Consider the following 25,780-nt stretch of genomic DNA (forward strand, 5'->3'; position numbering starts at 1 on the left):
GCGGAAATAGGTTAAGGACCATTCACCATCATGGTTGAACTTGAAATAGACGGCAAGAAGGTCGAGGTGCCCGAAGGCAGCATGGTGATCCAGGCTGCGCACAAGGCGGATACGTACATTCCTCACTTCTGCTATCACAAGAAACTGTCGGTTGCGGCCAACTGCCGGATGTGTCTCGTCGAAGTCGAGAAGATGCCGAAGGCCGTGCCTGCCTGCGCGACCCCCGTGTCGGCCGGCATGATCGTCCGCACGCAGTCCGACAAGGCTGTGAAGGCGCAGCAGTCGGTGATGGAATTCCTCCTCATCAATCACCCGCTCGATTGCCCGATCTGCGATCAGGGCGGCGAATGCCAGCTGCAGGATCTGGCGGTCGGCTACGGCAAGTCGTCGTCGCGCTACTCGGAAGAAAAGCGCGTGGTGTTCCACAAGAACGTGGGCCCGCTGATCTCGATGGAAGAAATGTCGCGCTGCATCCACTGCACGCGCTGCGTCCGCTTCGGCCAGGAAATCGCCGGCGTGATGGAGTTCGGCATGCTGGGCCGCGGCGAGCATTCGGAAATCACGACGTTCGTCGGCAAGACGGTCGACTCCGAAATGTCGGGCAACATGATCGACCTGTGCCCGGTCGGCGCGCTGACCAGCAAGCCGTTCCGCTACAGCGCCCGTACCTGGGAACTGTCGCGTCGCAAGTCGGTGAGCCCGCACGATTCCGTCGGCGCGAACCTCGTCGTGCAGGTGAAGAACAACCGCGTGATGCGCGTGCTGCCGTTCGAGAACGAAGCGATCAACGAATGCTGGATCTCGGACAAGGACCGCTTCTCGTATGAAGGCCTCAACAGTGAAGAGCGCCTGACGAAGCCGATGCTGAAGCAGGGCGGCCAGTGGATCGAGACCGACTGGCAGACCGCGCTCGAATACGTCGCGAAGGGCCTGAAGGGCATCGCCGCGGATCACGGCGCGAACGCGCTGGCGATGCTCGCGAGCGCGCACAGCACGGCCGAAGAGCTGTTCCTCGTGAAGCAGCTCGCCAACGAACTGAAAACGCCGAACGTCGACTTCCGTCTGCGTCAGCAGGATTTCTCGGCACCGGTCCAGGGCGCGCCGTGGCTCGGCATGCCGATCGCCGATCTGTCGAACGTGGACGCCGCGTTCGTCGTCGGGTCGTTCCTGCGCCGCGACCACCCGCTGTTCGCATCGCGCCTGCGTCAGGCTGCGAAGAACGGTGCGAAGCTGCACTTCCTGCACGCGACCGGCGACGATTCGCTGATCCCGACCGCGCAACGCATCGTCGCCGCGCCGTCCGCATGGCTCGACGAGCTGGCCGGCATCGCCGCGGCCGTCGCGCAACTGCGCGGCATCGCGCTGCCCGACGCGCTCGCGGGCGTCACGGCATCGCCGGCCGCCCAGGCTGTCGCGCAGTCGCTCGCGAACGGCGAACGCCGCGCGGTGCTGCTCGGCAACGTCGCGGTCCGTCATCCGCAATTCGCGAAGCTGCACGCCGTCGCCCAGTGGATCGCTGACAACACCGGCGCCACGTTCGGCTTCCTGACGGAAGCGGCGAACACGGTCGGCGCGCACGTGGTCGGCGCACTGCCGGGCGAAGGTGGCCTGAACGCACGCGAAGCGTTCGCGCAGCCGCGCAAGGGCTACGTGCTGCTGAACGTCGAACCGGAATTCGATACGGCCGACCCGGCGCAGGCACTGGCCGCGCTGAACCAGGCGGAGATGGTCGTCGTGATGTCGCCGTTCAAGCACGGCCTCGACTACGCCGACGTGCTGCTGCCGGTTGCGCCGTTCACCGAAACGGCCGGTACGTTCGTCAACGCGGAAGGCACCGTGCAGAGCTTCAACGGCGTCGTGCGCCCGCTCGGCGACACGCGTCCGGCGTGGAAGGTGCTGCGCGTGCTCGGCAGCCTGCTCGGTCTGCCGAACTTCGAATACGAGACCGCGGAAGAAGTGCGTGTCGCCGCGCTCGGCGACGCCGGCGTCGCGGGTCGCCTGTCGAACCAGACGTCGGTCGCGCCGGCCCGTGCCACGGCGAACGCCGCGAACGGTGGTTTCGAGCGCCTGGCCGATGTGCCGATCTATCACGCCGACGCACTCGTGCGCCGAGCAGGTGCGCTGCACCTGACGGCCGCCGCGAAGGCGGCGAACGTCGCAGCCCTGCCGGCCGCGCTGTTCGACAAGCTGGGCTTGAAGGAAGGCGACGCGGTGCGCGTGCGCCAGGGCGAGCGTGCGGTGCAGTTGCCGGCCGTGCGCGACGCGAATCTTGCGGAGACGGTCGTTCGCGTGTCGGCGGCGACGCCTGCCGGCGCAGCGCTCGGCAGCCTGTCCGGTGAACTGGTGGTGGAGAAGGCGTAAATGAGCTTGTTCGATACGATCAACGCGGGCGGGGCCCAGCTTCTCGGCTTCGCGTGGCCGACGGTGTGGGCAGTCGTGCGCATCCTCGTCGTCTCCGTCGTCATCCTGCTGTGCGTCGCGTACCTGATTCTGTGGGAACGCAAGCTGATCGGCTGGATGCACGTACGTCTCGGCCCGAACCGCGTCGGCCCCGGCGGCCTGCTGCAGCCGATCGCCGACGTGCTGAAGCTGCTGCTGAAGGAAGTCATCCAGCCGACCGCCGCCAGCCGCTGGCTGTACCTGATCGCGCCGATCATGACCGTCGTGCCGGCGTTCGCCGTGTGGGCGGTGATCCCGTTCCAGGCCGAAGCCGTGCTCGCGAACGTGAACGCGGGCCTGCTGTACGCGATGGCGATCTCGTCGATCGGCGTGTACGCGGTGATTCTCGCCGGCTGGGCGTCGAACTCGAAGTACGCGTTCCTCGGTGCGATGCGCGCCGCGGCACAGATGGTGTCGTACGAAATCTCGATGGGCTTCGCGCTGGTGCTGGTGCTGATGACGGCCGGCAGCCTGAACCTGTCGGAAATCGTCGGCTCGCAACAGCACGGCTTCTTCGCCGGCCACGGCGTGAACTTCCTGTCGTGGAACTGGCTGCCGCTGCTGCCGGCGTTCGTCGTCTACTTCATCTCGGGCATCGCCGAAACGAACCGTCACCCGTTCGACGTGGTGGAAGGGGAGTCGGAGATCGTCGCGGGTCACATGATCGATTACTCGGGTATGGCGTTCGCGCTGTTCTTCCTCGCCGAGTACATCAACATGATCGTGATCTCGGCGCTGGCTGCGACGCTGTTCCTCGGCGGCTGGGACGCCCCGTTCGAATTCCTGTCGTTCATCCCGGGCATCTTCTGGCTGGTGCTGAAGGTCTTCGCACTGCTGTCGGTGTTCATCTGGGTGCGTGCGACGTTCCCGCGCTTCCGTTACGACCAGATCATGCGTCTGGGCTGGAAGGTGTTCCTGCCGGTCACGGTGATCTGGGTGGTCGTGGTCGGCTGCTGGATGATGTCGCCGCTGAACATCTGGGTGAAGTAAGGACGAAATCATGACGGCTATCCAACACTTCTTTAAGACTTTCTTCCTGACCGAGCTGCTGAAGGGGCTCGCGCTGACCGGTCGTTACACGTTCAAGCGCAAGTTCACCGTGCAGTTCCCGGAAGAGAAGACCCCGATTTCGCCGCGTTTCCGCGGGCTGCACGCGCTGCGCCGCTATGAGAACGGCGAAGAGCGCTGCATCGCGTGCAAGCTGTGCGAGGCCGTGTGCCCCGCGCTGGCGATCACGATCGAATCGGAAACGCGCGCGGACAACACGCGCCGCACGACGCGCTACGACATCGACCTGACGAAGTGCATCTTCTGCGGTTTCTGCGAAGAGAGCTGCCCGGTCGATTCGATCGTCGAGACGCAGATTCTCGAGTACCACGGCGAAAAGCGCGGCGACCTGTATTTCACGAAGGATATGCTGCTCGCGGTGGGCGACCGCTACGAGAAGGACATCGCCGCGGCGAAGGCTGCCGACGCGCCGTATCGTTGATTGTGTTTGCAGTGCCGGCCCGGCATGAACGGGCCGAGCCGCCGCGACGGGTGCGGGCGTCCCGCAAGCCGCGCCTGACTATGGCCTAACGATGAACCGGTAATCATGGAATTCACGACCGTACTGTTCTACATCTTCGCGCTGCTCCTGGTGGTATCAGGGCTGAAGGTGATCACTTCGCGCAACCCGGTGGCGTCTGCGCTTTTCCTTGTGCTGGCGTTCTTCAACGCCGCCGCGATCTGGATGCTGCTGGAGGCGGAGTTCCTCGCGATCCTGCTGGTGCTGGTCTACGTGGGCGCGGTGATGGTGCTGTTCCTGTTCGTCGTGATGATGCTGGACATCAACATCGACTACCTGCGCCGCGATTTCAAGCGCTTCGTACCGATGGCCACCGTGGTCGGCGCGATCATCGTGATCGAAACCGCGCTGATCCTGTGGCGCGGTTACGGCGACACGCACACCGTGCATGCGATGGCGACGGGCGAGATGGCCAACTGGTCGAACACGCGCCTGATCGGCAAGGTGATCTACACCGACTACATCTTCGCGTTCGAAATCGCCGGCCTCGTGCTGCTGGTCGCGATCATCGCCGCGATCGGGCTGACCGAGCGCAAGGGCAAGGACAGCAAGCGCCAGCGTGTGTCGGATCAGGTCAAGGTGCGCCGCAACGACCGCGTGCGCCTCGTGAAGATGGAAGCGGACAAGCCGCAGCCGGAAGCGGCGCAAAGCGAAGCCGGTTCGGGCACCAACGGCTAAGCGGAGGAAAAGAAAACCATGCTGACTCTTGCTCACTACCTTGTGCTCGGCGCGATCCTGTTCGCGATCGCGATCGTCGGGATTTTCCTGAACCGCCGCAACGTCATCATCATCCTGATGTCGATCGAACTGATGCTGCTGGCGGTGAACACCAACTTCGTCGCGTTCTCGCACTACCTGGGTGACGTGCACGGCCAGATCTTCGTGTTCTTCGTGCTGACCGTCGCCGCAGCGGAAGCCGCGATCGGTCTCGCGATTCTGGTGACCCTGTTCCGTAAGCTCGACACGATCAATGTCGAGGATCTCGATCAGCTCAAAGGTTAATTTCAGGCAACGCTGTTATGTCAACGACACTCAATGAAAACCTGCTGCTGGCGATTCCGCTCGCTCCGCTGGCCGGCTCGCTGATTGCGGGGCTGTTCGGGAACGCAGTCGGGCGCAAGGGCGCACACCGGATCACGATCCTCGGCGTATTGATCGCGTTCCTCCTGTCGGCGAAAGTCTTCTTCGACGTGATGGGCGGTGCGAGCTTCAACGCGACCGTCTACGAATGGATGAACGTCGGCTCGCTGAAGCTCGAAGTCGGCTTCCTCGTCGATTCGCTGACCGCGATGATGATGGTCGTCGTGACCTTCGTCTCGCTGATGGTGCACGTGTACACGATCGGCTACATGGCGGAAGAGGACGGCTACCAGCGCTTCTTCTCGTACATCTCGCTGTTCACGTTCTCGATGCTGATGCTCGTGATGAGCAACAACTTCCTGCAGCTGTTCTTCGGCTGGGAAGCGGTGGGTCTGGTGTCGTACCTGCTGATCGGTTTCTACTTCACGCGTGAGAGCGCGATCTACGCGAACATGAAGGCGTTCCTCGTGAACCGCGTGGGCGACTTCGGCTTCCTGCTCGGCATCGGCCTGCTGCTCGCGTTCGCCGGCTCGATGAACTACGGCGAAGTGTTCGCGAAGCGCGCGGAACTCGCGAGCCTGCACTTCCCGGGCACCGACTGGGGCCTGCTGACCGTTGCCTGTATCTGCCTGTTCATCGGCGCGATGGGCAAGTCGGCGCAGTTCCCGCTGCACGTGTGGCTGCCGGACTCGATGGAAGGCCCGACCCCGATCTCGGCGCTGATTCACGCGGCGACGATGGTCACGGCCGGCATCTTCATGGTGTCGCGCATGTCGCCGCTGTTCGAGCTGTCGGATACCGCGCTGTCCTTCATCACGGTGATCGGCGCGATCACGGCGCTCTTCATGGGCTTCCTCGGCATCGTCCAGAACGACATCAAGCGGGTGGTCGCGTACTCGACGCTGTCGCAGCTCGGCTACATGACCGTCGCGCTCGGCGTGTCCGCTTACCCGGTCGCCGTGTTCCACCTGATGACGCACGCGTTCTTCAAGGCGCTGCTGTTCCTCGGCGCCGGCTCGGTGATCATGGGCATGCACCACGACCAGGACATGCGCAACATGGGCGGCCTGCGCAAGTACATGCCGATCACGTGGATCACGTCGCTCGTCGGCTCGCTCGCGCTGATCGGTACGCCGTTTTTCTCGGGCTTCTACTCGAAGGACTCGATCATCGACGCGGTGAAGCTGTCGCACCTGCCGGGTTCGGGCTTCGCGTACTTCGCGGTCGTCGCGAGCGTGTTCGTCACGGCGCTGTACTCGTTCCGCATGTACTTCCTGGTGTTCCACGGCGAAGAGCGCTTCCGCCAGCCGAAGCATCCGGAATCGCCGATGGGCATGGCGGCCGCGCACGGCCACGACGATCACGGCCATGGCCACGGTCATGACGACCACGCGCACGAGCCGCACGAGACCCCGTGGGTCGTGTGGGTGCCGCTGGTCCTGCTGGCGATCCCGTCGGTGATCATCGGCGCGATCGCGATCAGCCCGATGCTGTTCGGCGATTTCTTCCAGCACGGCGTTGCATTCGACAAGGTGATCTTCATCGGCGAAAACCATCCGGCGCTGGCCGAGATGGCCGAAGAGTTCCACGGCTGGGTCGGCATGGGCCTGCATTCGGTGTCGGGCCTGCCGGTGTGGCTGGCGCTCGCCGGTGTCGTCGTCGCGTGGTTCCTGTACTTGAAGCGTCCGGAGCTGCCGGCGTCGATCCGCCGCGCGTTCGGCCCGATCTACACGCTGCTGGACAACAAGTACTACATGGACAAGATCAACGAAGTGGTGTTCGCCCGCGGTTCGGTGGCGATCGGCCGCGGCCTGTGGAAGGAGGGCGACGTCGTCGTGATCGACGGCCTCGTCAACGGCAGCGCCCGGTTCATCGGCTGGTTCGCCGGCGTGATCCGCTTCCTCCAATCCGGTTACATCTATCACTACGCGTTCGCCATGATCATCGGCATGCTGGGGCTCCTGACCCTGTTTGTAACGCTCGGCGGCAAATAAGGCGGGGGGACAACTAATGCACGCTTTTCCGATTCTCAGTACCGCGATCTGGCTGCCGATCGTTTTCGGCCTCCTCGTGCTTGCGGTAGGTAACGACAAAAATCCGGGGACGGCCCGCTGGGTTGCGCTGATCGGTGCGCTGCTCGGCCTCGCGGTCACGATCCCGCTGATCACGGGCTTCGACTCGAGCACGGCTGCGCTGCAGTTCGTCGAGAAGTCGACCTGGATCGAACGCTTCGACATTGCGTATCACCTCGGCGTCGACGGCATCTCGATGTGGTTCGTCGTGCTGACCGCGCTGATCACCGTGATCGTCGTGATCGCCGCGTGGGAAGTGATCACCGAGAACGTCGCGCAGTACCTCGCGGCGTTCCTGATCCTGTCCGGGATCATGATCGGCGTGTTCTCGGCGGCCGACGGCCTGCTGTTCTACGTATTCTTCGAGGCGACCCTGATCCCGATGTACATCATCATCGGCGTGTGGGGCGGCCCGAACCGCGTGTATGCGGCGTTCAAGTTCTTCCTGTACACGCTGGCCGGCTCGCTGCTGATGCTGGTCGCGCTGATCTACCTGTACACGGAAACGCACTCGTTCGACCTCGCGACGTGGCAGAACGCGAAGATCGCGATGACGCCACAGATCCTGCTGTTCATTGCGTTCTTCCTCGCGTTCGCGGTGAAGGTGCCGATGTGGCCGGTGCACACGTGGCTGCCGGACGCGCACGTGGAAGCGCCGACGGGCGGCTCGGTCGTGCTGGCCGCGATCATGCTGAAGCTCGGCGCGTACGGTTTCCTGCGCTTCTCGCTGCCGATCACGCCTGACGCGAGCCACTTCCTGGCACCCGTCGTGATCACGCTGTCGCTGATCGCGGTGATCTACATCGGCCTCGTCGCGATGGTGCAGGCCGACATGAAGAAGCTGGTCGCGTATTCGTCGATCGCGCACATGGGCTTCGTCACGCTCGGCTTCTTCATCTTCAACCAGCTCGGCGTCGAAGGCGCGATCATCCAGATGATCTCGCACGGCTTCGTGTCGGGCGCGATGTTCCTCTGCATCGGTGTGCTGTACGACCGCGTGCACTCGCGCCAGATCGCCGATTACGGTGGCGTCGTCAACGTGATGCCGAAGTTCGCGGCATTCGCGATGCTGTTCTCGATGGCCAACTGCGGCCTGCCGGGTACGTCGGGTTTCGTCGGCGAGTTCATGGTGATTCTCGCGGCCGTCCAGTACAACTTCTGGATCGCATTCGGCGCGGCATTCACGCTGATCCTCGGCGCGGCCTACACGCTGTGGATGTACAAGCGTGTGTATTTCGGCGCGGTCGCGAACGATCACGTTGCCAAGCTGAAGGACATCGGCCGTCGCGAATTCCTGATGCTGGCCGTGCTCGCCGCGTTCACGCTGCTGATGGGCCTGTATCCGAAGCCTTTCACCGACGTGATGCACGTTTCCGTCGAAAACCTCCTCTCCCACGTCGCGCAGTCGAAGCTGCCGCTGGCCCAGTAATCGCGAGCGGAGGAAATCAAGATCATGAACGCTCCTATGAATGTCCTGTTGCCTGACGCGCTGGTGATGGCCGCCATCGTCGTCGCATGGCTGAACGACACCTTTACCGGTGCTTCCGGCCGCCGCCTGACCTATCTGATCGCGGTCGTCTCGTCGGTCGTCGCCGGCGTGTGGTTCGCGGTCCAGGCGCTCGACCCGCACCAGTACTACTTCTTCTCGAAGATGGTCGTCGTCGACTCGTTCGCGAGCATGATGAAGGCGGTCGTGTCGTTCGGTTTCGCGGTCTCGCTCGTCTATTCGCGCAAGTACCTCGAAGACCGCGACATGTTCCGCGGCGACGTGTTCCTGCTCGGCATGTTCTCGCTGCTCGGTCAGCTGGTCATGGTGTCGGGCAACAACTTCCTGACGCTGTACCTCGGTCTCGAACTGATGTCGCTGTCGCTGTATGCGGTCATCGCGCTGCGTCGCGATGCCGCGCAGTCGAGCGAAGCCGCGATGAAGTACTACGTGCTGGGCGCGCTCGCGTCGGGCTTCGTGCTGTACGGCATCTCGATGCTCTACGGCGCGACCGGCTCGCTCGAACTCGGCGAAGTGTACAAGGCGGTCGGCGGCAACACCGACGCGGCCGTGCTGATGTTCGGCGTGATCTTCATCGTCGCCGGTATCGCGTTCAAGCTCGGCGCCGTGCCGTTCCACATGTGGGTGCCGGACGTCTACCAGGGCGCACCGACCGCGATGACGCTGTTCGTCGGCGGCGGCCCGAAGGTTGCCGCGTTCGCGTGGGGCCTGCGCTTCCTGGTGATGGGCCTGCTGCCGCTCGCGCAGAACTGGCAGACCGCGCTCGTGATCCTGGCCGCGCTGTCGCTGATCGTCGGTAACATCACCGGTATCGTCCAGCGCAACATCAAGCGGATGCTCGCGTACTCGGCGATCTCGAACATGGGCTTCGTGCTGCTCGGCCTGCTCGCGGGCATCGTGAAGGGCGACGCGGCGGCACCGGCGAACGCCTACAGCTCGGCGATGTTCTACGCGATCGTCTACCTGATCACGACGCTCGGCTCGTTCGGCGTGGTGATGCTGCTCGCGCGCCGCGATTTCGAAGCGGAAACGATCGACGACTTCAAGGGCCTCAACAAGCGCAGCCCGGTGTTCGCGTTCGTGATGATGGTCATGATGTTCTCGCTGGCCGGCATCCCGCCGACCGTCGGCTTCTACGCGAAGCTGGCCGTGCTCGAGGCGACCGTCAACGCGGGCCTCACGTGGCTGGCCGTGCTGGCCGTGATCACGTCGTTGTTCGGCGCGTTCTACTACCTGCGCATCGTGAAGCTGATGTACTTCGATGCGCCGCAGGATTCGACGCCGATCTCGGGCGACTTCTGCAAGCGCACGATCCTCGTGCTGAACGGCCTGGCGGTCGTCGTGCTCGGCCTGATCCCGAGCCCGCTGCTGACCGCCTGCCTGCAGGCAATCCGTCACACGCTGCCGCTGTAATGTCGGCAGCCGGCTGGTTCATCGTGCTGTTGGCGCTCGTCTGCGCCAACCTGCCGTTCCTGAACCAACGCCTCTTCGCCGTCGTGCCGTTCGGCGCGACGAAGAAGAACGCGTGGGTGCGGATCGGCGAGCTGATCGTGCTGTACTTCATCGTCGGCGCGCTCGGCTTCTGGCTCGAGTCGCGCGCCGGCAACCGCTTCGAACAGGGCTGGCAGTTTTACGCGATCACGTTCAGTCTGTTCGTCGTGTTCGCGTTTCCCGGCTTCACGTTCCAGTATCTCGTCAAACGACGCTGACGGCTTCGGCCGTCCGTCGTGCTCATCCAGGAGCCGCCGATGGCCGAACTACCCAATCACGACGCCGCACTGACCGAAACCTGCCTCGAGAGCGAGGCAATCTTCGACGGCGCGTTCCTCAAGCTCAAGCGCGATACCGTCCGTCTGCCGGACGGCAAGAAGGCCACGCGCGAGTACGTGCAGCACCCGGGCGCGGTGATGGTGATCCCGCTGTTCGACGACGGCCGCGTATTGATGGAAAGCCAGTATCGCTATCCGATCGGCAAGGTGATGGCCGAATTCCCGGCCGGCAAGCTCGACCCGAACGAAGGCGCGCTCGCGTGCGCGGTGCGCGAACTGCGCGAGGAAACCGGCTACACGGCACGCGAATACGTGTTCCTCGCCCGCATTCACCCGATCATTTCCTATTCGACCGAATTCATCGACCTGTACCTCGCGCGCGGGCTGACGGCCGGCGAGCGCAAGCTCGACGAAGGCGAATTCCTCGAAACCTTCACCGCGACGCTGGCCGACCTGCAGGAATGGGTGCGCACGGGCCAGATCTCCGACGTGAAGACGATCATCGGCACGATGTGGCTCGACAAGGTGCTGTCCGGCACGTGGCCGCTCGGCCCGGTCGTCACGCCCTGAGTGCAGCGTCAGCGGCGAGCGGGGCACCGCGTTACAATCTGGTGACGCGGCGCACCCGTGCCGCGCGATCGGGATTTAGCACGATCGTTCACAAAATCGTTTTTTGCGCTACACTCGTCACACGCCCTGATTCAGCATGAAGGTCCTCGATTTACAGTGTCCGCACGGTCATCGGTTCGAAGGCTGGTTCGCTTCCGCCGATGAATTCGAAGCGCAGTTGTCCCGCAAGCTGGTCGAATGTCCGGTGTGCGGGACGACCGAGGTCAACCGTCTGCCGTCGGCGCCGCGCCTGAATCTATCGGGGGCGACGCAGGCCCGGCCGGCCGATCCGCGTGCGCTGCAGGCGCAGGTGATGCGCGCGCTGCGCGAGGTGCTGGAGAAGACCGAGAACGTGGGCGAGCGCTTCGCCGAGGAAGCGCGGCGCATCCATTACAACGAGGCGCCCGCACGCAGCATTCGTGGCGTCACGACGCCGGAAGACGCGCAATCCTTGGTCGAAGAAGGCATCGACGTGATGCCGCTGCCGATTCCTGCCGCGCTGAAAGAACCGCTGCAATGACGTACGCAGTGAGTCCTGGCCGGGCCGGACGGCCGCGGTCAGGAGGCACTGCGCATGGATCTGGACTATTCCCCTGCCGACGACGCGTTCCGCGTTGACGTCCGCGCCTGGCTCGAGGCCCACCTGCCTCATGCTCTGCGCGCCAAGGTACTCGATCACAAACGACTCGACCGCGAGGATTTCGCGAGCTGGCACCGGATTCTCGGCCAGCGAGGCTGGTCCGCACCCGCATGGCCGGTCGAATATGGCGGCCCGGGCTGGAACGCGACGCAGCGACACATCTGGGACGAGGAATGCGCGCGGATCGGTGCGCCGACCGTGCTGCCGTTCGGGGTGTCGATGGTCGCGCCGGTTTTGATGAAATACGGCAGCGAAGCGCAGAAGCGCCACTATCTGCCGCGTATTCTCGACGGCTCGGACTGGTGGTGTCAGGGTTACTCGGAGCCGGGTTCCGGGTCCGATTTGGCGTCGCTGCGCACGCGCGCCGAGCGCCACGGCGATCACTACGTCGTCAACGGCCAGAAGACCTGGACCACGCTCGGCCAGTACGCCGACATGATGTTCTGCCTCGTGCGCACCGATCCGGCCGCGAAGAAGCAGGAGGGTATCTCGTTCCTGCTGATCGACATGAAGACGCCCGGCATCACGGTGCGTCCGATCGTGATGCTCGACGAAGACCACGAGGTCAACGAGGTGTTCTTCGAGGACGTGAAGGTGCCGGTCGAGAACCTCGTCGGCGACGAGAACCGCGGCTGGACCTACGCGAAATACCTGCTCGGCCACGAGCGCACCGGCATCGCGCGCGTCGGTGCGTCGAAGCGGGAGCTCGCGTTCCTGAAGCGTGTCGCATCGAACCAGCGCAAGAACGGCAAGCCGCTGCTCGCCGATCCCGTGTTCGCCGCGAAGGTCGCGGCGCTCGAAGTCGAGCTGATGGCGCTCGAGGTGACGGTGCTGCGCGTCGTCAGCCGCGAGACGAGCGGCAAGGGGCCCGGCCCCGAAGCATCGATGCTGAAGATCAAGGGCACCGAGGTGCAGCAGGCGCTCACCGAGCTGATGGTCGAGGCGATCGGTCCGCTGGCCGCACCGTTCGACGTGCCGTTCCTCGACGGCGAGCGCGAGCACAGCATCGCGGGCGACGACGATGCGGCGCCGCTCGCCGCGTACTACTTCAATTACCGGAAGACGTCGATCTACGGCGGTTCGAACGAGATCCAGAAGAACATCATCGCGCAGATGATTCTGGGGCTGTGATCAGGGAACGGAGACAACCATGGATTTCAGCTTTACCGATGAGCAGCAGCAGTTCGCCGACGCCCTGCGCCGGTATCTCGGCGAGCAATACGGCTTCGAAGCGCGCCAGGCGATCGTGCGCAGCGATGCCGGCGTATCGGACGCGCAATGGAGCGCATTCACCGAACTCGGGTTGACCGCGTTGCCCGTGCCGGACGCGCAGGGCGGCTTCGGCGGCGGCCCGGTCGACATGCTGGTCGTGATGCAGGAGCTCGGCCGCGCACTCGTGATCGAGCCGTACTGGGCCACGGCAGTCGGCGTCGAGGCGTTGCGGATCGCCGGCTCCGGCGCAGGCGAAGATGCCGCGTTGCTGGAGGCGGTCGCGCAGGGGCACAAGCGCGTGGCGGTCGCGTTCCACGAACCGCGAGCGCGCTACGACCTGTACGCACTCGACACGCATGCGCGCGAGCAGGGCGGCACGTACCGGCTGACCGGCGCGAAGTCGGTGGTTCAGCACGGCGCCCAGGCGCATGCGTGGATCGTGCCTGCGCGGGTCGACGGCGGCGGCATCGGCCTCTTTGTCGTCGAACACGATGCAGCGAACGCGAAGGTGGTCGACTACCGGACCATCGATGGCCAGCGTGCCGCGACGATCTCCTTCGACGACACGCCGGCCCGATTGCTGACGGGTGGCGCGCGCGACGCGGTGGCACTCGAGCAGATTGCCGATTACGCGACTTTCCTGCTGTGCGCGGAAGCGGTCGGCGCGCTCGACGAACTCAATCGCGCGACGGTCGAATACACGAAGACGCGCGAGCAGTTCGGCGTGCCGATCGCGCGTTTTCAGGCGCTGCAGCACCGGATGGTCGACATGCTGATCCATGCCGAGCAGGCGCGTTCGCTGACCTATCTCGCGGCGGTGCGCTACGCGAACGGCGACGCCGATGCCCGGCGCAAGGCCGTGTCGGCCGCGAAGGCGCGGGTCGGGTCGGCCGCACGCTTCGTCGGCCAGCAGGCGGTCCAGCTGCACGGCGGCATGGGCGTGACCAACGAGGTGGCCGCCGCGCACCTGTTCAAACGGCTGTCGATCATCGAGACGACACTCGGCGATACCGATCATCACCTCGCCCGCATCGCGGCGCTGCCCGATTTCGCGCAGACCGACGTAGCATGATGGCGACGCGCGAGCGCGCGAGACAAGGAGACTTATCAGTGGGCATCAGTTACGAAGATCTGGTGGTCGGCAGTACCACCGAAGTGGGCCGCTATACGTTCGAGCCTGACGACATCAAGGCGTTCGCGAAGCGCTACGATCCGCAGCCGTTCCATCTCGACGAGGAAGCGGGGAAGGCGTCGCATTTCGGCGGCCTCGTCGCGAGCGGTTGGCATACGTGCTCGGTGTTCATGAGCCTGCTGATCCAGAAGCTCGGACCGGATTCGACCAGCATGGGCTCGCCCGGCATCGATTCGATTCGCTGGCTGAAGCCGGTGCGCGCCGGCGACACGATCACGATGTACCAGAAGGTGCACGACAAGCGCGTGTCGGAGAGCAAGCCCGATCGCGGCATCGTATCGACGGAATGGGTCGGCGTGAACGAAGCCGGCGAGACGGTGATCACCGTGCACACCAAGGTGATTTTCGGGCTGCGCCATCCGGGAGGCGCGAAGATATGACCGACGTGACCTTGCCGCTGATCGCATCGGCGCAGGCGCTGCAGGCGCGGGTCGGCGCGGAGCCGCTCGCGAGCGGCTGGATCGAGATCGACCAGCCGCGCGTCGACGGTTTCGCCGACGCGACCGGCGACCATCAATGGATTCACGTCGACCCCGAGCGCGCGCGGCGCGAGTCGCCGTTCGGCGGACCGATCGCGCACGGGTTCCTGACGCTGTCGCTGATTCCCGCGTTGATGACCGACGCGATGCGCTTCGAGCAGAAGATGGGCGTGAACTACGGGCTGAACCGCGTGCGGTTTTTGAAGCCGGTGCCGGTCGGTGCGCGCGTGCGTGCGCTGTTCGCGGTGAAGGAAACCGCCGACGCCGCGCGTGGCGGCATTCAGGTGACGTGGTCCGTATCGGTGCAGGTCGAGCGCCCCGACGCGCCGCTGCCGGTGTGCGCGGCGGAGTTCATCACGCTGCATTACTTCTGAGGCACGGAGCGGCATGCACGGATGCCGCTCCGCCCGCCGCGTGCGGGTCAGTGCTTCGCGTATTGCGTCGCGCCGAACAGCACCTCGCGTGCCTTGTCGTCCTGCAGCGGCTTGCGCATCGACGCGAGCACCTCGACGCCGCGCTGCACGGCCGGTCGCGCGGCGATCGCCTCGTGCCAGCGCTTCACGTTCGGCAAGGCGTCGAGCACGATGCCCTGGTTCTGCCACGAACGTGTCCACGGGAACGTCGCAATGTCCGCGATCGTGTACGTGTCGCCCGCGAGATACTCGGATTCGCCGAGGCGCTTTTCCATCACGTTGTACAGGCGCTTCGCTTCGTTCGTGTAGCGGTTGACCGCATACTCGATCTTCTCCGGCGCATACAGGCGGAAGTGGTGCGCCTGCCCGAGCATCGGGCCGACACCGCCCATCTGGAACATCAGCCACTCGAGCGTCGCATAGCGTGCGGCCGGATCGGTCGGCAGGAACTTGCCGGTCTTCTCCGCGAGGTAGATCAGGATCGCGCCCGATTCGAACAGCGAGATCGGTTGGCCGCCGGGGCCGTCCGGATCGACGATCGCGGGGATCTTGTTGTTCGGGCTGATCTTCAGGAACGCGGGCTCGAACTGGTCGCCCGCGCCGATATCGATCGGATGGGCACGATATGCGAGGCCCGTTTCCTCGAGCATGATGTGCACCTTGTGGCCATTCGGGGTCGCCCAGCTATAGACGTCGATCATCGTCAACTCCTGTGAGGCTTGCGCGAAAACGGCGCCGGCGGCGCCGCGACAGGCGGTCATTAGAGCATGGATCGACACGGGCTGCTGGCGACGCAAACGCGTGTGCCGACGGGCAGGCAAGGCCGGGCGGGAGATCGCCGTCGGCATTGCGTGCGACGGCGACATGCCGCATCGGAGGGACGCGGCGGCGTGGCGTCGGTTCGAAGGCCGACGCGGCGGATCAGCGCTTGTAGCGCGGCGGGCGCTTCTCGAGAAAGGCGGTGATGCCTTCGAGCCCGTCCGCATGATGCAGCGACGCGACGAAATGATCGCGCTCGGTGCCGAGGTGCGCGTCCAGCGGTTGCGCGGTCGCGTCGTCGAGCAACGACTTGATGCGCGTGAGCGCATTCGGCGAGATGCCGGCGAGCGTGTCGGCCCATGCCAGTGCGTCGCTCAGCGCCGTGCCGGGCGTGGCGAGCCGGTTGACGACGCCGAGCGCATGCAGGCGTTCGGCGGCAACCGGCTTGCCTTCGAACAGGATCTCGGCCGCGATCGCGCGCGGCAACGCACGGGCGAGAAACCACGAGCCGCCGCCGTCGGGCGTCAGGCCGACGCGCGCATACGACATCACGAATTTCGCATCATGTGCGGCGACGATCAGGTCGCACGCGAGCGCGAGCGAGAAGCCCGCGCCGGCCGCGGCGCCTTCGACGGCTGCGATCACCGGCTTCGTGGCTGCGCGGATCGCCGTTACCCATGCCGCGAGCTGATCGATGCTGTCGGCCTGAAAGGACGGCTCCTTCGAGCGATTCTCGAGCAGCCGGTTCAGGTTGCCGCCTGCGCAGAAGAAGCGGTCGGCACCTGTCAGCACGACGGCGCGAATCGCCGGATCGCGCTCGGCGGTGGCGAGCGCTTCGATGCCGGCCGCGTACATGTCGGGATGCAGCGCGTTGCGCGCGCCGGGATTGGACAGTGTGAGGACGAGCGTCGATTCGCTCTCGGGCGGACGCGAGGCCAGCAGTTCAGCACTCATGGGAGCGTGTCTCCATCGGATGGCGCGGCTGTGACGCCGCGTGTGTCGCGTGGACAGGCGGCGCCGTCGCCACAGCGGCGGTAATGTTGTCGTGACGAACGCAAAACTTGCTTTAGACTAGCACGAACGTGCTTTTCAGCGCGATGAATCCCGATGCGGCCGGCGTCGAGGCGGCCGCGCTTCAGCCAGGAAGGAGACTCCGATGCTACAGCTGTGCGGTATCCCGTTGTCCAACTACTACAACAAGGTGAAGTTCGTCCTGCTCGAGCACGACATTCCGTTCGAGGAGTCGGTGTGCGGTTTGCCGATCAGCGATCCGGCGCAGCTTGCCGATTCGCCGCTCGGCAAGATTCCGTTCCTGAAGACCGAAGAGGGCGCGCTGTTCGAGTCGCAGGTGATCGTCGAATACCTGGCGGCGCGCTATCCCGAAAAAGGTATTTTGCCCGCAAGCCCGTTCGCGGCCGCGAAGGTGCGCGAACTGGTCGAGACGCTCGAGCTGTATCTCGAATGGATGGCGCGCGAGGTCTATACGGAAGCGTTTTTCGGCGGCAAGGTCAGCGATGGGATGAAGGCGCACGTCGAGAAGCGTCTGCCGCGCGCGATCGATGCCTTCAAGCAGATGACGCGGTTTTCGCCGTATGTGCTCGGCGAATCGTTCGGCCTCGCGGACATGGCGGCGTGGGTCCATCTGCCGGTCATCGGCATGGCGACGAAGGCCATATTCGGCCGCGACTTCCTGCTCGATGCAGGCATCGACTGGAAGGCGCACGCGAAGACGGTGGGTGAGCGCCCGGCCGCGCAACGCGTGGCAGCCGAGCGCAAGGCGTATATCGAAGCGGCGAACGTCGTGCGTTCGTAAGCGTTTCTGACGGGCGGCGTGCGGCCGCCCGTGGCGGTCTTACAGGCGGGCGAGCCGTTCGAGCGCGGAGGCGAGCGTGCTTTCCTGCTTCGCGAAGCAGAAGCGGACGACGCCCGATTCGTGCGGCTCGTGATAGAACGCCGACACCGGAATGGCGGCCACGCCGATCTCCGACGTGAGCCACTTCGAAAATTCCGCTTCGGGCAGGTCGCTGATCGCCGAGTAGTCGACGCACTGAAAGTACGTGCCCGTGCACGGCAGCAGCTTGAAGCGCGTGCGTTCGAGGCCGGCCCGGAAGAAATCGCGCTTGTGCTGATAGAAGCCCGCGAGCGACAGGTACGGCGCCGGGTCGCGCAGGTAGTCGGCGAGCCCGATCTGCATCGGCGTGTTCACCGTGAACACGTTGAACTGGTGGACTTTGCGGAATTCCGCGGTCAGCGCGGCAGGCGCCGCGACGTAACCGACCTTCCAGCCCGTCACGTGATAGGTCTTGCCGAAGCTCGACACGATGAAGCTGCGCGCGGCGAGTTCCGGGTAGCGCGCGACGCTCTCGTGGCGCGCGCCGTCGTAGACCATGTGTTCGTACACCTCGTCGGACAGGATCAGCACGTTGGTGCCGCGCACGATGTCCTCGAGCTTGCGCATGTCGGCCTCGCGCCACACGGTGCCCGTCGGGTTGTGCGGCGTGTTGATCAGGATCATCCGCGTTTTCGGCGTGATCGCGGCCGCGAGGCGGTCGAACGGGATCGCATAGTCGGGCGCCTCCAGCGTGACGAACACCGGCTTGCCGCCCGCGAGCTCGATCGACGGCAGGTAGCTGTCGTAGGTCGGCTCGACGACGATCACTTCGTCGCCCGGATGCACCGCGCACAGGATCGCCGTCAGCAGCGCCTGCGTCGCGCCGGCCGTCACGGTGATTTCGCTGGCCGGATCGTAGCGCCGGCCGTACAGCTGCGCGATCTTGTCGGCGATCGCGTCGCGCAGCGGCGCGACGCCGGCCATCGGCGGATACTGGTTGTGCCCGTTGCGCATCGCGGCCGAGACCGCATCGACGATGCGCGGATCGCAATCGAAATCCGGGAAACCCTGGCCGAGGTTCACCGCCCCTTTTTCGGCGGCAAGCGCGCTCATGACCGTGAAGATCGTCGTGCCGACGTTCGGCAGGCGCGAGGGGAAAACGGGCGTCGTTGGCATATCTGAAGGAGCGTTCATCGATACGGTCGAAATCGGGTGGGGCCGTGTGCGTCAGGCTGGCGTGGTCGGGGCGGCCGGCGTCGCGTCGAGCGCGCAGGCCTCGGTAAAGGGAGCGGGCTGCGCGATCCGGAAACCGAAGTCGCGTGCGGTGCGTTTCGCGAGCTTCAGCAGCGCGCGGTCCTTCGACACGAGCCAGTCGGCCTGCGCGGCGCGGGCGAGCTCGAGAAATTTCTGGTCGTCGCGGTCCTTGCACTTCGGCAGCGGCGGCGCGCCGGCGTCGACGGGCGGCGGTTCGACGAGGTTCGCGAGACGGGCGACGGTCGCGAGCGCGGCCGCCTTGTCGATCGCGCGCGACTGGAACTGCGGATAGTCGAGCACGTATTCGAGCTCGGTCAGGCAGCGGCCGTCGATCACGGCGGCCAGCGTGCCGCATTCCAGCGCGGCGCGGATCGGGCGCGTAGCGGGGTCGTCGAATACGAGGATGTCGATCCAGACGTTCGAGTCGAGCACGACGCGGTGCGCGGCATGCGGGGCGAGAGAGCGGCTCATTCGTTACAATCGGTGGTTTTCGTCTGACCGCAAGGCACGGCGTGCCAGCGAGCCTCTATGATAATCGTTCTCTCTCCCGCCAAATCCCTCGACTACGATACGCCCGCGCACGTCCCGTCTTACACGTTGCCTGCGTTCGTCGACGACGCGTCGGAACTGATCCACGGCCTGCGCAAGCTGTCGCCGCAGGACATCGCGACGCTGATGGATATCTCCGATCCGCTTGCGCGCCTGAATTTCCAGCGCTACGCCGACTGGTCGCCGACCTTCACGCCGGCCAACGCGAAGCAGGCCGTGCTGGCGTTCAACGGTGACGTCTACGAGGGTTTCGACGCAAAATCGCTGTCGTCCACCGATCTCGACTATGCGCAGCAGCACGTGCGCGTGCTGTCGGGCCTGTACGGGCTGCTGCGTCCGCTCGACCTGCTGCAGCCGTACCGGCTCGAGATGGGCACGCGGTTCGCGAACGCACGCGGCAAGGATCTGTATGCGTTCTGGGGCGACCGCATCACGCGGGCGCTGAACGAGCAGCTGGAGACGCGCAGCGGCGCCGCACGCGTGCTGGTCAACTGCGCGTCGACCGAATACTTCAAGTCAGTCAAGCCGAAGCTGCTGGCCGCACCGGTCATCACGCCGGTATTCGAGGACTGGAAGGGCGGCCGCTACAAGATCATCAGCTTCCATGCGAAACGCGCGCGCGGCCTGATGGCACGTTTTGTCGTCGAGAACCGTATCACCGACCCGAAGGCGCTGAAGGCATTCGCGACCGAAGGCTATGCGTTCGATGCGGCGGCGTCGAACGATTCGACTTACGTATATCGCCGGCGCATCGGCGAGTGACCCTGCCGGCCGTTCACGAGACGGCCGGCGCCTGCATGAGGCCGGACAGGCGGTACACCGCGTGCTTCGGTCAACCGCTTTGCATGGGGCCGGCGTAAGCGCTAAAGCGCTAACGCCGGTCGACAACGGAGAGAGACAGATGACCCTTTCGATCACCAGTAATTTCGACGCGGGCGCCATCGACGTCGTGTCGTGCGAGCGTCCCGACGCGATCCGGCTGCGCGTGCGTGGCGACAATCGGTCGGAGTTCGCGCAATGGTTTTACTACCGCTTGACGGGCGCGCGCGGCGAGCGGTGCGTGATGACGTTCGAGAACGCAGCCGAATGCGCATACCCGTCGGGCTGGCGCAACTATCACGCGGTGGCAAGCTACGACCGGGTCGACTGGTTCCGCGTGCCGACGACGTTCGACGGCAAGACGATGACCATCGACCATACGCCCGAGTTCGACAGCATCTACTACGCGTATTTCGAACCGTACTCGGAAGAGCGTCACGCGGCGTTTCTCGGCGCGGTCCAGCAGTTGCCGCAGGCGAGCGTCGTCGAGCTCGGCCGCACGGTCGAAGGCCGTCCGATGTCGCTGCTGACGCTCGGCACGCCGGAAACCGACGATGCGCCGAAGAAGAAGGTATGGATCATCGCGCGCCAGCATCCGGGCGAGTCGATGGCCGAGTGGTTCGTCGAAGGCCTGGTCAAGCGGCTGGCCGGATGGGGCGACTGGGCCGGCGATCCGGTGGCGCGCAAGCTCTACGATCGCGTGACGTTCTACATCGTCCCGAACATGAATCCGGACGGCAGCGTGCACGGCAACCTGCGCACCAATGCGGCCGGCGCGAACCTGAACCGCGAGTGGATGGCGCCCGATGCCGAGCGCAGCCCCGAAGTGCTGGCCGTGCGCGATGCGATCCACGCGATCGGCTGCGACATGTTCTTCGACATTCACGGCGACGAGGATCTGCCGTACGTGTTCGTCGCCGGCTCGGAGATGCTGCCGAGCTTTACCGAGCAGCAGGGCAAAGAGCAGGCCGCGTTCATCGACGCGTTCAAGGTCGCCAGCCCCGACTTTCAGACCGAGCATGGCTACGCTGCGAGCAAGTACAAGGAAGATGCGCTGAAGCTCGCGTCGAAGTACATCGGCCATCAGTTCGGCTGCCTGTCGTTGACGCTCGAAATGCCGTTCAAGGACAACGCGAACCTGCCCGACGAGCGCGTCGGCTGGAACGGCGAGCGCAGCGCGGCGCTCGGCGCGGCGATGCTGGCCGCGATCCTGGTGCACGTCGACACGTTCGCGTAAGCGCAGCCGTTCGTCGTCGCATGAAAAAAGCCGGCGCATCTCGTGATGCGCCGGCTTTTTTGCCGCTGTCGTTGCCGCTCCGTCGTATCAGGACTTCTTCGCGGTTTTTTTCTTCACGGCCTTCTTCTGGCCGCTGGATTTCTTCGTCGCGACGGCCTTCTTGCTGCCGGCGCGGCTCGATGCCTTCGCCTTGGCTTTGCCGCGGTGCGACTTGCCCTTGAACTTCTTCGTCGAAGACGACGAGCGTTCGACGCGCGGCTTCAGCGGCGGGACCGGGTCGTTCCAGCTGAACGCGAGCATTTGCTGGCCGACATAGCCGCAACGGAATTTCAGCGGCGTCGGATCGCTGCCGTTGCTGTGGATGCCGAGCCCGTCGACGGTGACGATGTTGTCGACCTTCACGCGCTGCTTGCCCTGGTCGAACGAGTCGTTCCACGGCGTGATGGTCGCGTTGCCGCTGTCGAATGCGTTCGGCGCGAAGTCGACGCGGTCGAACGCCGTCGACGTACTGGCGATGAAGCTGCCGTGCGCCGCACAATCGGCGGCGAGCGGATCGGCATGCATCTCGTTGACGAATTTGTTGATCAGTTCGGAGCGCTGGTCGAGCAGGTCGGCGAATACCGGAGCGGGAAGCGCAAGCGACAGGCCCGCGATACAGGCTGCCAGCTTGCCGAGCGCCCGGAAAATCCGGAGCGAGGCAGGTGAGCTGTCCATCTGGTTATTGGTGAGGAGCGAAGGAGACATCGGGCACGTATAGATGCCCGATGAAGAACAGGAGTTCAATCTTAGCGTAAAAAAGTTGTGCGGCAGTAGGTGGCGTATTCGGCGCGCGTCGTGGACGGTGCCGCCGGCACATGTGTGCGCCGAGCTGGTCCGGAGGGGAAAGTCAGGCGCGCGGGCCGCCGAGGCGGTAGCGCCGGACGTCGAAGGTCGTGACCCACGCGGGGCGATAGACGGCGATGAGTGCCGTCGCCATGCCGGTGAACCACGCTTCGCCGAGCGCGAGCAGCGCGGTGTTCAGCAGATAGCCGGCCGGAATCACGACGGGCACGCCGTCGGCAAGCGCGAGCTGGACACCGGCCGCCGCAGCGGCGACCGCGACGATCGCGATGGCCGGCGACAGGAAGCCCTGCCCCGTGATGAACGATGCGAGGTTGTGCGGCAGCCACGCGAGCGCGGCGCGTTGCAGCAACGCCGACACGGCGACAGGCAGCGCACCGTAGATCAGATAGGTCAGGCCGATGCCTTGCCACGGCGCGTCGAAGATGACCGCGGCAATCGCCGTGACGGCGCCCATCGCAACCAGGGCGAGCGTCCAGTCGAACAGCGTGACGAGCAGCGTTGCGCCAAGCAGATGCATGACGATGCCGTCTTCGAGCCATGCGTTCGAAGCCCACAGGACCGTGATCGCAGTGACGAGTGCGAGCCACACGTGCTGAAGCGTGGCGTCTTGCAGGCGTACGAACGGGCGATTCCAGATCGCGAGCGCGAGCAGGGCCACGGCGGCGATCCAGCCACCGATGCCAACCCAGAGCGGAAGCGGTGTGAAAAGAAAACCCATGCGTCCATATTACTCGTTGAGCATCAAAGGTGGGAACCGGCGCATGCGCGACCGTCGCAATATCGAGACTGTTTGCCTAGCGTCCGCGCCGGAACCGTGCCGGTGGTTCGGCGGCGAGCGGCAGATCGTGCGTGCCGGCATTCGCGGTAGGCAACGGGTACGGACGGTCATGCCGTTGTGTCCGCAGCGGAACCGGGCCGTGTTCGCCGATGGCCGGCTTGCGGGCGCGGTTGCGGTTCGCCAGCAGCACCTCGAGATGGGGCGACAGCCAGCCGTTGTAGATCGCGACCGCGGCGGCGCGGTTTGCGGCGCCAAGCTGCTGGAAGATGCTCGCGAGGTGGATCTTCACGGTGCCTTCGCTGATGCCGAGCGTACGCGCGATCATCTTGTTCGTGCTGCCCATGTGGACGAACCGCATGATCTGCGCTTGTCGCGGCGACAGGAGGCCGCTCGGCGGGCGGCGGGGCAGCGAGCCGGCGAGCGTCTGGAAATGGGCATCGTGGCGCGCCGTCGCCGTGGACGGCAGCAGGCTGAGGGCGATCGGCGGAATGTAGTGCCCGCCCAGCAGGACGATCTCGAGCGCGCGCACGATGAGGTGCGGCCGCGTGGAATGCGGGATCACGCCCGCGACGCCGTAGTTGAAGAAACGCTGGATGGCTTCGGGCGAGATCTCGTCGACCAGGACGGCGACCGGTGTCGGCGAGCACGCGTTGCCGAGGGCCTGAAGCTCGCTGAGCCGGCCCACGTCGAGCCAGTCGATCGCGAGGAGGTCGAAACGCTGGGTGCGCAGCAGCCGGCGCGCCTGGAAACCGTCAGGCGCATCGTTGATGCTGGCGTGCCGGTCGATCTGCCGCAACAGGGCCTTCAGTCCGTCACGCCGTTCGGCGTCTGAGTTAAGCACCAAGAATCGCATATTCAATCTCCATAAGGTGAGTCATTGACTGCTGTCGGGGGGATATAAGCTGGCCCCGATAATGACAAAGACCTTACACGATGTCTGCTTGGCTGAAAGGCTTAGGAAAAGTTCGAAATTTTGGGCGACAGAACATCGGACAAGAAAAAAAGCCGCTTCGGCAGGCACCGGAAGCGGCTTTTGGCGGGGCAGGCTGCAGGGCCTGCGGGGGCGAGTCAGTGGAAATGCGGCTGCGCGGGCGACGCGTCTTCCGGCATTTCCGCATGGACGATTTCGCCGAGCGGATCGGCGTACAGCGGCACACCGCAGTCGTCGCAGTATTCGGGTTCGAAGCGGCCCGCGTGCCGGCGGACGTCGGTTACGCCGCATTCCTTCAGCAGGCTCACGATTTCCTCGAGCGGCCCTTCGATCGGCGCTTCGCCTTCGAGCGTCGCGCTGTCGATCGAAACGTCGCCGTTTTCACGGCCGTAGAGCGGCCACACGACGCCGTAGATCACATCGTTGCTGGCACGCCGCGTGAAGCCGACCCGATACTCGTCGATACGGCGTTCGCCGAAGCCGGCGACCACCGCGCGCAACTCCTGCGGCGCCGCACCAAGTGTGTCGAATAGATAACGAATGGCCGTTCGGACGGTGTGTGGACGCACGCGTTCGTCCGCATCGCGACAGGCCGAGTAGTACGCGTCCGGAAGCAGGCATTCGAACTCGCAGCCGGGCAGCGCGATCGACAGGTTCGGGCCGCCTTGTGCCGTCCACTGTTCGAGGCACTGGCCGCGCTCGATACGGCTGCCGTTTTCTTCTTCCTGCCAACGGAACAGCGCCGCGCCGGTCGGCGCGGCGACGACCGCCAGCAGGAAGCGCGGATCGGCCAGGATCGGCGAGGTTTCCGGCAGGTCGCCGAAGCTCAGCTTCGGGGTGTGCTGACCGATCGCCGCATGCGCGAGCTGCTGGGCCAGCCGGTAGGTTTCCACGTGGTGCCGCGGCAGCTGGTCGATGCTGTAGAGGAAGGGAGCAAGTCCGACGAGGGTGCCGTTTGCGAGCACGTGCGCCTGCAGGTGCGTGCGCAGCGCGTCGGCAACGTCGCCCTTCAGCGGGCCCGACGGAATCATGTAGCGCGTCCAGGCGAGCACCGGGACGGCGACCAGCAGCGCATCGTACGGTTGGCCGTCGTGGTCGATCACCATCGACTCGCTGTGTGTCTCGGCCATGTCGGCGAGCGCGCCGTAGGCGTCGGGATGATTCTGCTGAAGATGGTCGAGCGCGGCGTCGAGCGTGGTCTGATTGCCGTTGCGGACGATCTTGGCGAGCAGCGCGTCGAGCTTCGCTTCCCAGAAGCGATCCTCGATGCGGCTGCCCGACGCGAAGAGCGCAAGCGACAGACCGACCAGTTTGTCGGCATCGGGGGGGAGGCGTTTGGCGATTCGCTGGCGCATATTAAAGACGTATATAGAAAGAGGCGAAGAACCTCACATTCTAGTCCGTTCTTTGCACCATAAGCGGCCTCGTGCCCAGGCATGGCCGGACGGCCGAAATGCGGCGCTCGTAAAAAAGTTGCTTCAAGCCCCTTGCGCGATCGCCGTGAGCTGCATAGAATCACGCCTCTTTCGCGCTAACGGAAACGCGGCGCGGAGGGAAGGGAAGCAGTGCCGTTGGAGTTCGGAAGGTAGCGAGCCTCGGCGGTACGGAAGTTGAGCCCCGCAGTCGCAACGAAGTCGTTCAGAAAGTTGTTGACGAACTGCGAAACACGGTTCATAATCTCGCTTCTCTGCTGCTGAAAACGCGGCACTGCTGAGGGGTTCAAGATTCCTCGCAGACATGCTCTTTAAAAATTAACAGCCGATAAGTGTGGGCGCTTGATGGCAGCGAGCTGATCCTCGG

Annotated in this window: 26 protein-coding genes; 18 read left to right on the plus strand and 8 right to left on the minus strand. The window is 64.9% G+C overall.

Annotated features, from left to right (window positions below):
• Window positions 1–30: 30 nt before the first annotated feature.
• From nuoG to H0X95_RS29855, 15 genes are all read left to right on the plus strand, one after another.
• On the plus strand, window positions 31–2,361 hold the full coding sequence (gene nuoG, locus H0X95_RS29785; RefSeq protein WP_059721338.1) for an NADH-quinone oxidoreductase subunit NuoG: 2,331 nt from the start codon (window positions 31–33) through the stop codon (window positions 2,359–2,361).
• A complete protein-coding gene (gene nuoH, locus H0X95_RS29790) occupies window positions 2,362–3,429 on the plus strand; it encodes an NADH-quinone oxidoreductase subunit NuoH (protein WP_006484885.1) in 1,068 nt (355 codons plus the stop codon).
• Between the two features lie 10 nt (window positions 3,430–3,439).
• Window positions 3,440–3,928 carry an NADH-quinone oxidoreductase subunit NuoI gene (nuoI, locus tag H0X95_RS29795; protein ID WP_006484869.1) on the plus strand — a complete coding sequence of 163 codons (489 nt, stop codon included), beginning with the start codon at window positions 3,440–3,442 and terminating at the stop codon, window positions 3,926–3,928.
• Window positions 3,929–4,033: 105 nt separating this feature from the next.
• A complete protein-coding gene (locus H0X95_RS29800; protein WP_006484877.1) occupies window positions 4,034–4,684 on the plus strand; it encodes an NADH-quinone oxidoreductase subunit J in 651 nt (216 codons plus the stop codon).
• Between the two features lie 18 nt (window positions 4,685–4,702).
• A complete protein-coding gene (gene nuoK, locus H0X95_RS29805; protein ID WP_006478272.1) occupies window positions 4,703–5,008 on the plus strand; it encodes an NADH-quinone oxidoreductase subunit NuoK in 306 nt (101 codons plus the stop codon).
• 17 nt (window positions 5,009–5,025) lie between these two features.
• Complete coding sequence (nuoL, locus tag H0X95_RS29810; RefSeq protein ID WP_006484887.1) at window positions 5,026–7,080, plus strand: NADH-quinone oxidoreductase subunit L; 2,055 nt, start codon at window positions 5,026–5,028, stop codon at window positions 7,078–7,080.
• Window positions 7,081–7,096: 16 nt separating this feature from the next.
• Window positions 7,097–8,587 carry an NADH-quinone oxidoreductase subunit M gene (locus tag H0X95_RS29815; RefSeq protein ID WP_006484881.1) on the plus strand — a complete coding sequence of 497 codons (1,491 nt, stop codon included), beginning with the start codon at window positions 7,097–7,099 and terminating at the stop codon, window positions 8,585–8,587.
• A gap of 36 nt (window positions 8,588–8,623) precedes the next feature.
• On the plus strand, window positions 8,624–10,078 hold the full coding sequence (gene nuoN / locus H0X95_RS29820; RefSeq protein ID WP_171983970.1) for an NADH-quinone oxidoreductase subunit NuoN: 1,455 nt from the start codon (window positions 8,624–8,626) through the stop codon (window positions 10,076–10,078).
• Window positions 10,078–10,374, plus strand: coding sequence for a DUF2818 family protein (locus H0X95_RS29825; RefSeq protein ID WP_006484867.1), 297 nt, complete (start codon window positions 10,078–10,080; stop codon window positions 10,372–10,374). Before nuoN ends, H0X95_RS29825 begins: the two co-directional genes overlap by 1 nt.
• Window positions 10,375–10,413: 39 nt before the next feature.
• On the plus strand, window positions 10,414–11,004 hold the full coding sequence (locus H0X95_RS29830; RefSeq protein ID WP_006484889.1) for an NUDIX domain-containing protein: 591 nt from the start codon (window positions 10,414–10,416) through the stop codon (window positions 11,002–11,004).
• A 136-nt stretch (window positions 11,005–11,140) separates the two neighbouring features.
• Window positions 11,141–11,563: a DUF1178 family protein gene (locus H0X95_RS29835; protein ID WP_006484892.1), complete on the plus strand. Its 423-nt coding sequence runs from the start codon at window positions 11,141–11,143 to the stop codon at window positions 11,561–11,563.
• 54 nt (window positions 11,564–11,617) lie between these two features.
• Window positions 11,618–12,814, plus strand: a complete 1,197-nt coding sequence (locus H0X95_RS29840) for an acyl-CoA dehydrogenase family protein (RefSeq protein ID WP_006484866.1) — start codon at window positions 11,618–11,620, stop codon at window positions 12,812–12,814.
• A gap of 19 nt (window positions 12,815–12,833) precedes the next feature.
• The gene (locus H0X95_RS29845; protein WP_059721335.1) at window positions 12,834–13,967 is read left to right on the plus strand and encodes an acyl-CoA dehydrogenase family protein; all 1,134 of its coding nucleotides are present in this window, start codon (window positions 12,834–12,836) and stop codon (window positions 13,965–13,967) included.
• A gap of 38 nt (window positions 13,968–14,005) precedes the next feature.
• On the plus strand, window positions 14,006–14,467 hold the full coding sequence (locus H0X95_RS29850; RefSeq protein WP_006484884.1) for a MaoC family dehydratase: 462 nt from the start codon (window positions 14,006–14,008) through the stop codon (window positions 14,465–14,467).
• Complete coding sequence (locus H0X95_RS29855) at window positions 14,464–14,940, plus strand: MaoC family dehydratase (RefSeq protein WP_006496999.1); 477 nt, start codon at window positions 14,464–14,466, stop codon at window positions 14,938–14,940. The genes H0X95_RS29850 and H0X95_RS29855 overlap by 4 nt, the downstream gene beginning before the upstream one ends.
• A gap of 47 nt (window positions 14,941–14,987) precedes the next feature.
• Here H0X95_RS29855 and H0X95_RS29860 read toward each other — a convergent pair whose 3' ends face one another.
• Window positions 14,988–15,680, minus strand: a complete 693-nt coding sequence (locus H0X95_RS29860; RefSeq protein ID WP_006484871.1) for a glutathione binding-like protein — start codon at window positions 15,678–15,680, stop codon at window positions 14,988–14,990.
• Window positions 15,681–15,900: 220 nt separating this feature from the next.
• Entirely contained in the window at window positions 15,901–16,692 is a 792-nt protein-coding gene (locus H0X95_RS29865; RefSeq protein ID WP_006484890.1) for an oxepin-CoA hydrolase, alternative type, read from the minus strand.
• A gap of 202 nt (window positions 16,693–16,894) precedes the next feature.
• Here H0X95_RS29865 and H0X95_RS29870 point away from each other — a divergent pair, with 202 nt between their 5' ends.
• The gene (locus H0X95_RS29870) at window positions 16,895–17,551 is read left to right on the plus strand and encodes a glutathione S-transferase family protein (RefSeq protein WP_034201511.1); all 657 of its coding nucleotides are present in this window, start codon (window positions 16,895–16,897) and stop codon (window positions 17,549–17,551) included.
• A 39-nt stretch (window positions 17,552–17,590) separates the two neighbouring features.
• On the opposite strand, the gene H0X95_RS29875 is transcribed toward H0X95_RS29870, so the two are convergent.
• Together H0X95_RS29875 and H0X95_RS29880 are read right to left on the minus strand one after the other, a co-directional pair.
• Window positions 17,591–18,763 carry a pyridoxal phosphate-dependent aminotransferase gene (locus H0X95_RS29875; protein ID WP_034201512.1) on the minus strand — a complete coding sequence of 391 codons (1,173 nt, stop codon included), beginning with the start codon at window positions 18,761–18,763 and terminating at the stop codon, window positions 17,591–17,593.
• A 33-nt stretch (window positions 18,764–18,796) separates the two neighbouring features.
• The gene (locus H0X95_RS29880) at window positions 18,797–19,294 is read right to left on the minus strand and encodes a putative toxin-antitoxin system toxin component, PIN family (RefSeq protein WP_006484880.1); all 498 of its coding nucleotides are present in this window, start codon (window positions 19,292–19,294) and stop codon (window positions 18,797–18,799) included.
• A 57-nt stretch (window positions 19,295–19,351) separates the two neighbouring features.
• On the opposite strand from H0X95_RS29880, the gene yaaA reads away from it, so the two are divergent.
• Both yaaA and H0X95_RS29890 read left to right on the plus strand, forming a co-directional pair.
• Window positions 19,352–20,134 carry a peroxide stress protein YaaA gene (yaaA, locus tag H0X95_RS29885; protein ID WP_006484893.1) on the plus strand — a complete coding sequence of 261 codons (783 nt, stop codon included), beginning with the start codon at window positions 19,352–19,354 and terminating at the stop codon, window positions 20,132–20,134.
• Window positions 20,135–20,273: 139 nt separating this feature from the next.
• On the plus strand, window positions 20,274–21,428 hold the full coding sequence (locus tag H0X95_RS29890; RefSeq protein ID WP_006484873.1) for a M14 family metallopeptidase: 1,155 nt from the start codon (window positions 20,274–20,276) through the stop codon (window positions 21,426–21,428).
• An 87-nt stretch (window positions 21,429–21,515) separates the two neighbouring features.
• Here the strand turns inward: H0X95_RS29890 and H0X95_RS29895 are convergent, their stop codons facing one another.
• The 4 genes from H0X95_RS29895 to H0X95_RS29910 form a co-directional block, all read right to left on the minus strand.
• Window positions 21,516–22,172, minus strand: a complete 657-nt coding sequence (locus H0X95_RS29895) for a BspC domain-containing protein (protein ID WP_043205558.1) — start codon at window positions 22,170–22,172, stop codon at window positions 21,516–21,518.
• Between the two features lie 142 nt (window positions 22,173–22,314).
• Window positions 22,315–22,989 (minus strand): energy-coupling factor ABC transporter permease, encoded by a 675-nt coding sequence (locus H0X95_RS29900; protein WP_006484865.1) that lies wholly within the window; start codon window positions 22,987–22,989, stop codon window positions 22,315–22,317.
• 76 nt (window positions 22,990–23,065) lie between these two features.
• A complete protein-coding gene (locus H0X95_RS29905) occupies window positions 23,066–23,902 on the minus strand; it encodes a response regulator transcription factor (protein ID WP_006496994.1) in 837 nt (278 codons plus the stop codon).
• 215 nt (window positions 23,903–24,117) lie between these two features.
• A complete protein-coding gene (locus tag H0X95_RS29910) occupies window positions 24,118–25,335 on the minus strand; it encodes a DUF2863 family protein (protein WP_059721334.1) in 1,218 nt (405 codons plus the stop codon).
• Window positions 25,336–25,780 lie beyond the last annotated feature (445 nt).

This window comes from Burkholderia sp. 9779_493, from assembly GCF_015712215.1.
In the GTDB taxonomy this organism is placed as follows: Bacteria; Pseudomonadota; Gammaproteobacteria; order Burkholderiales; family Burkholderiaceae; genus Burkholderia; species Burkholderia cenocepacia.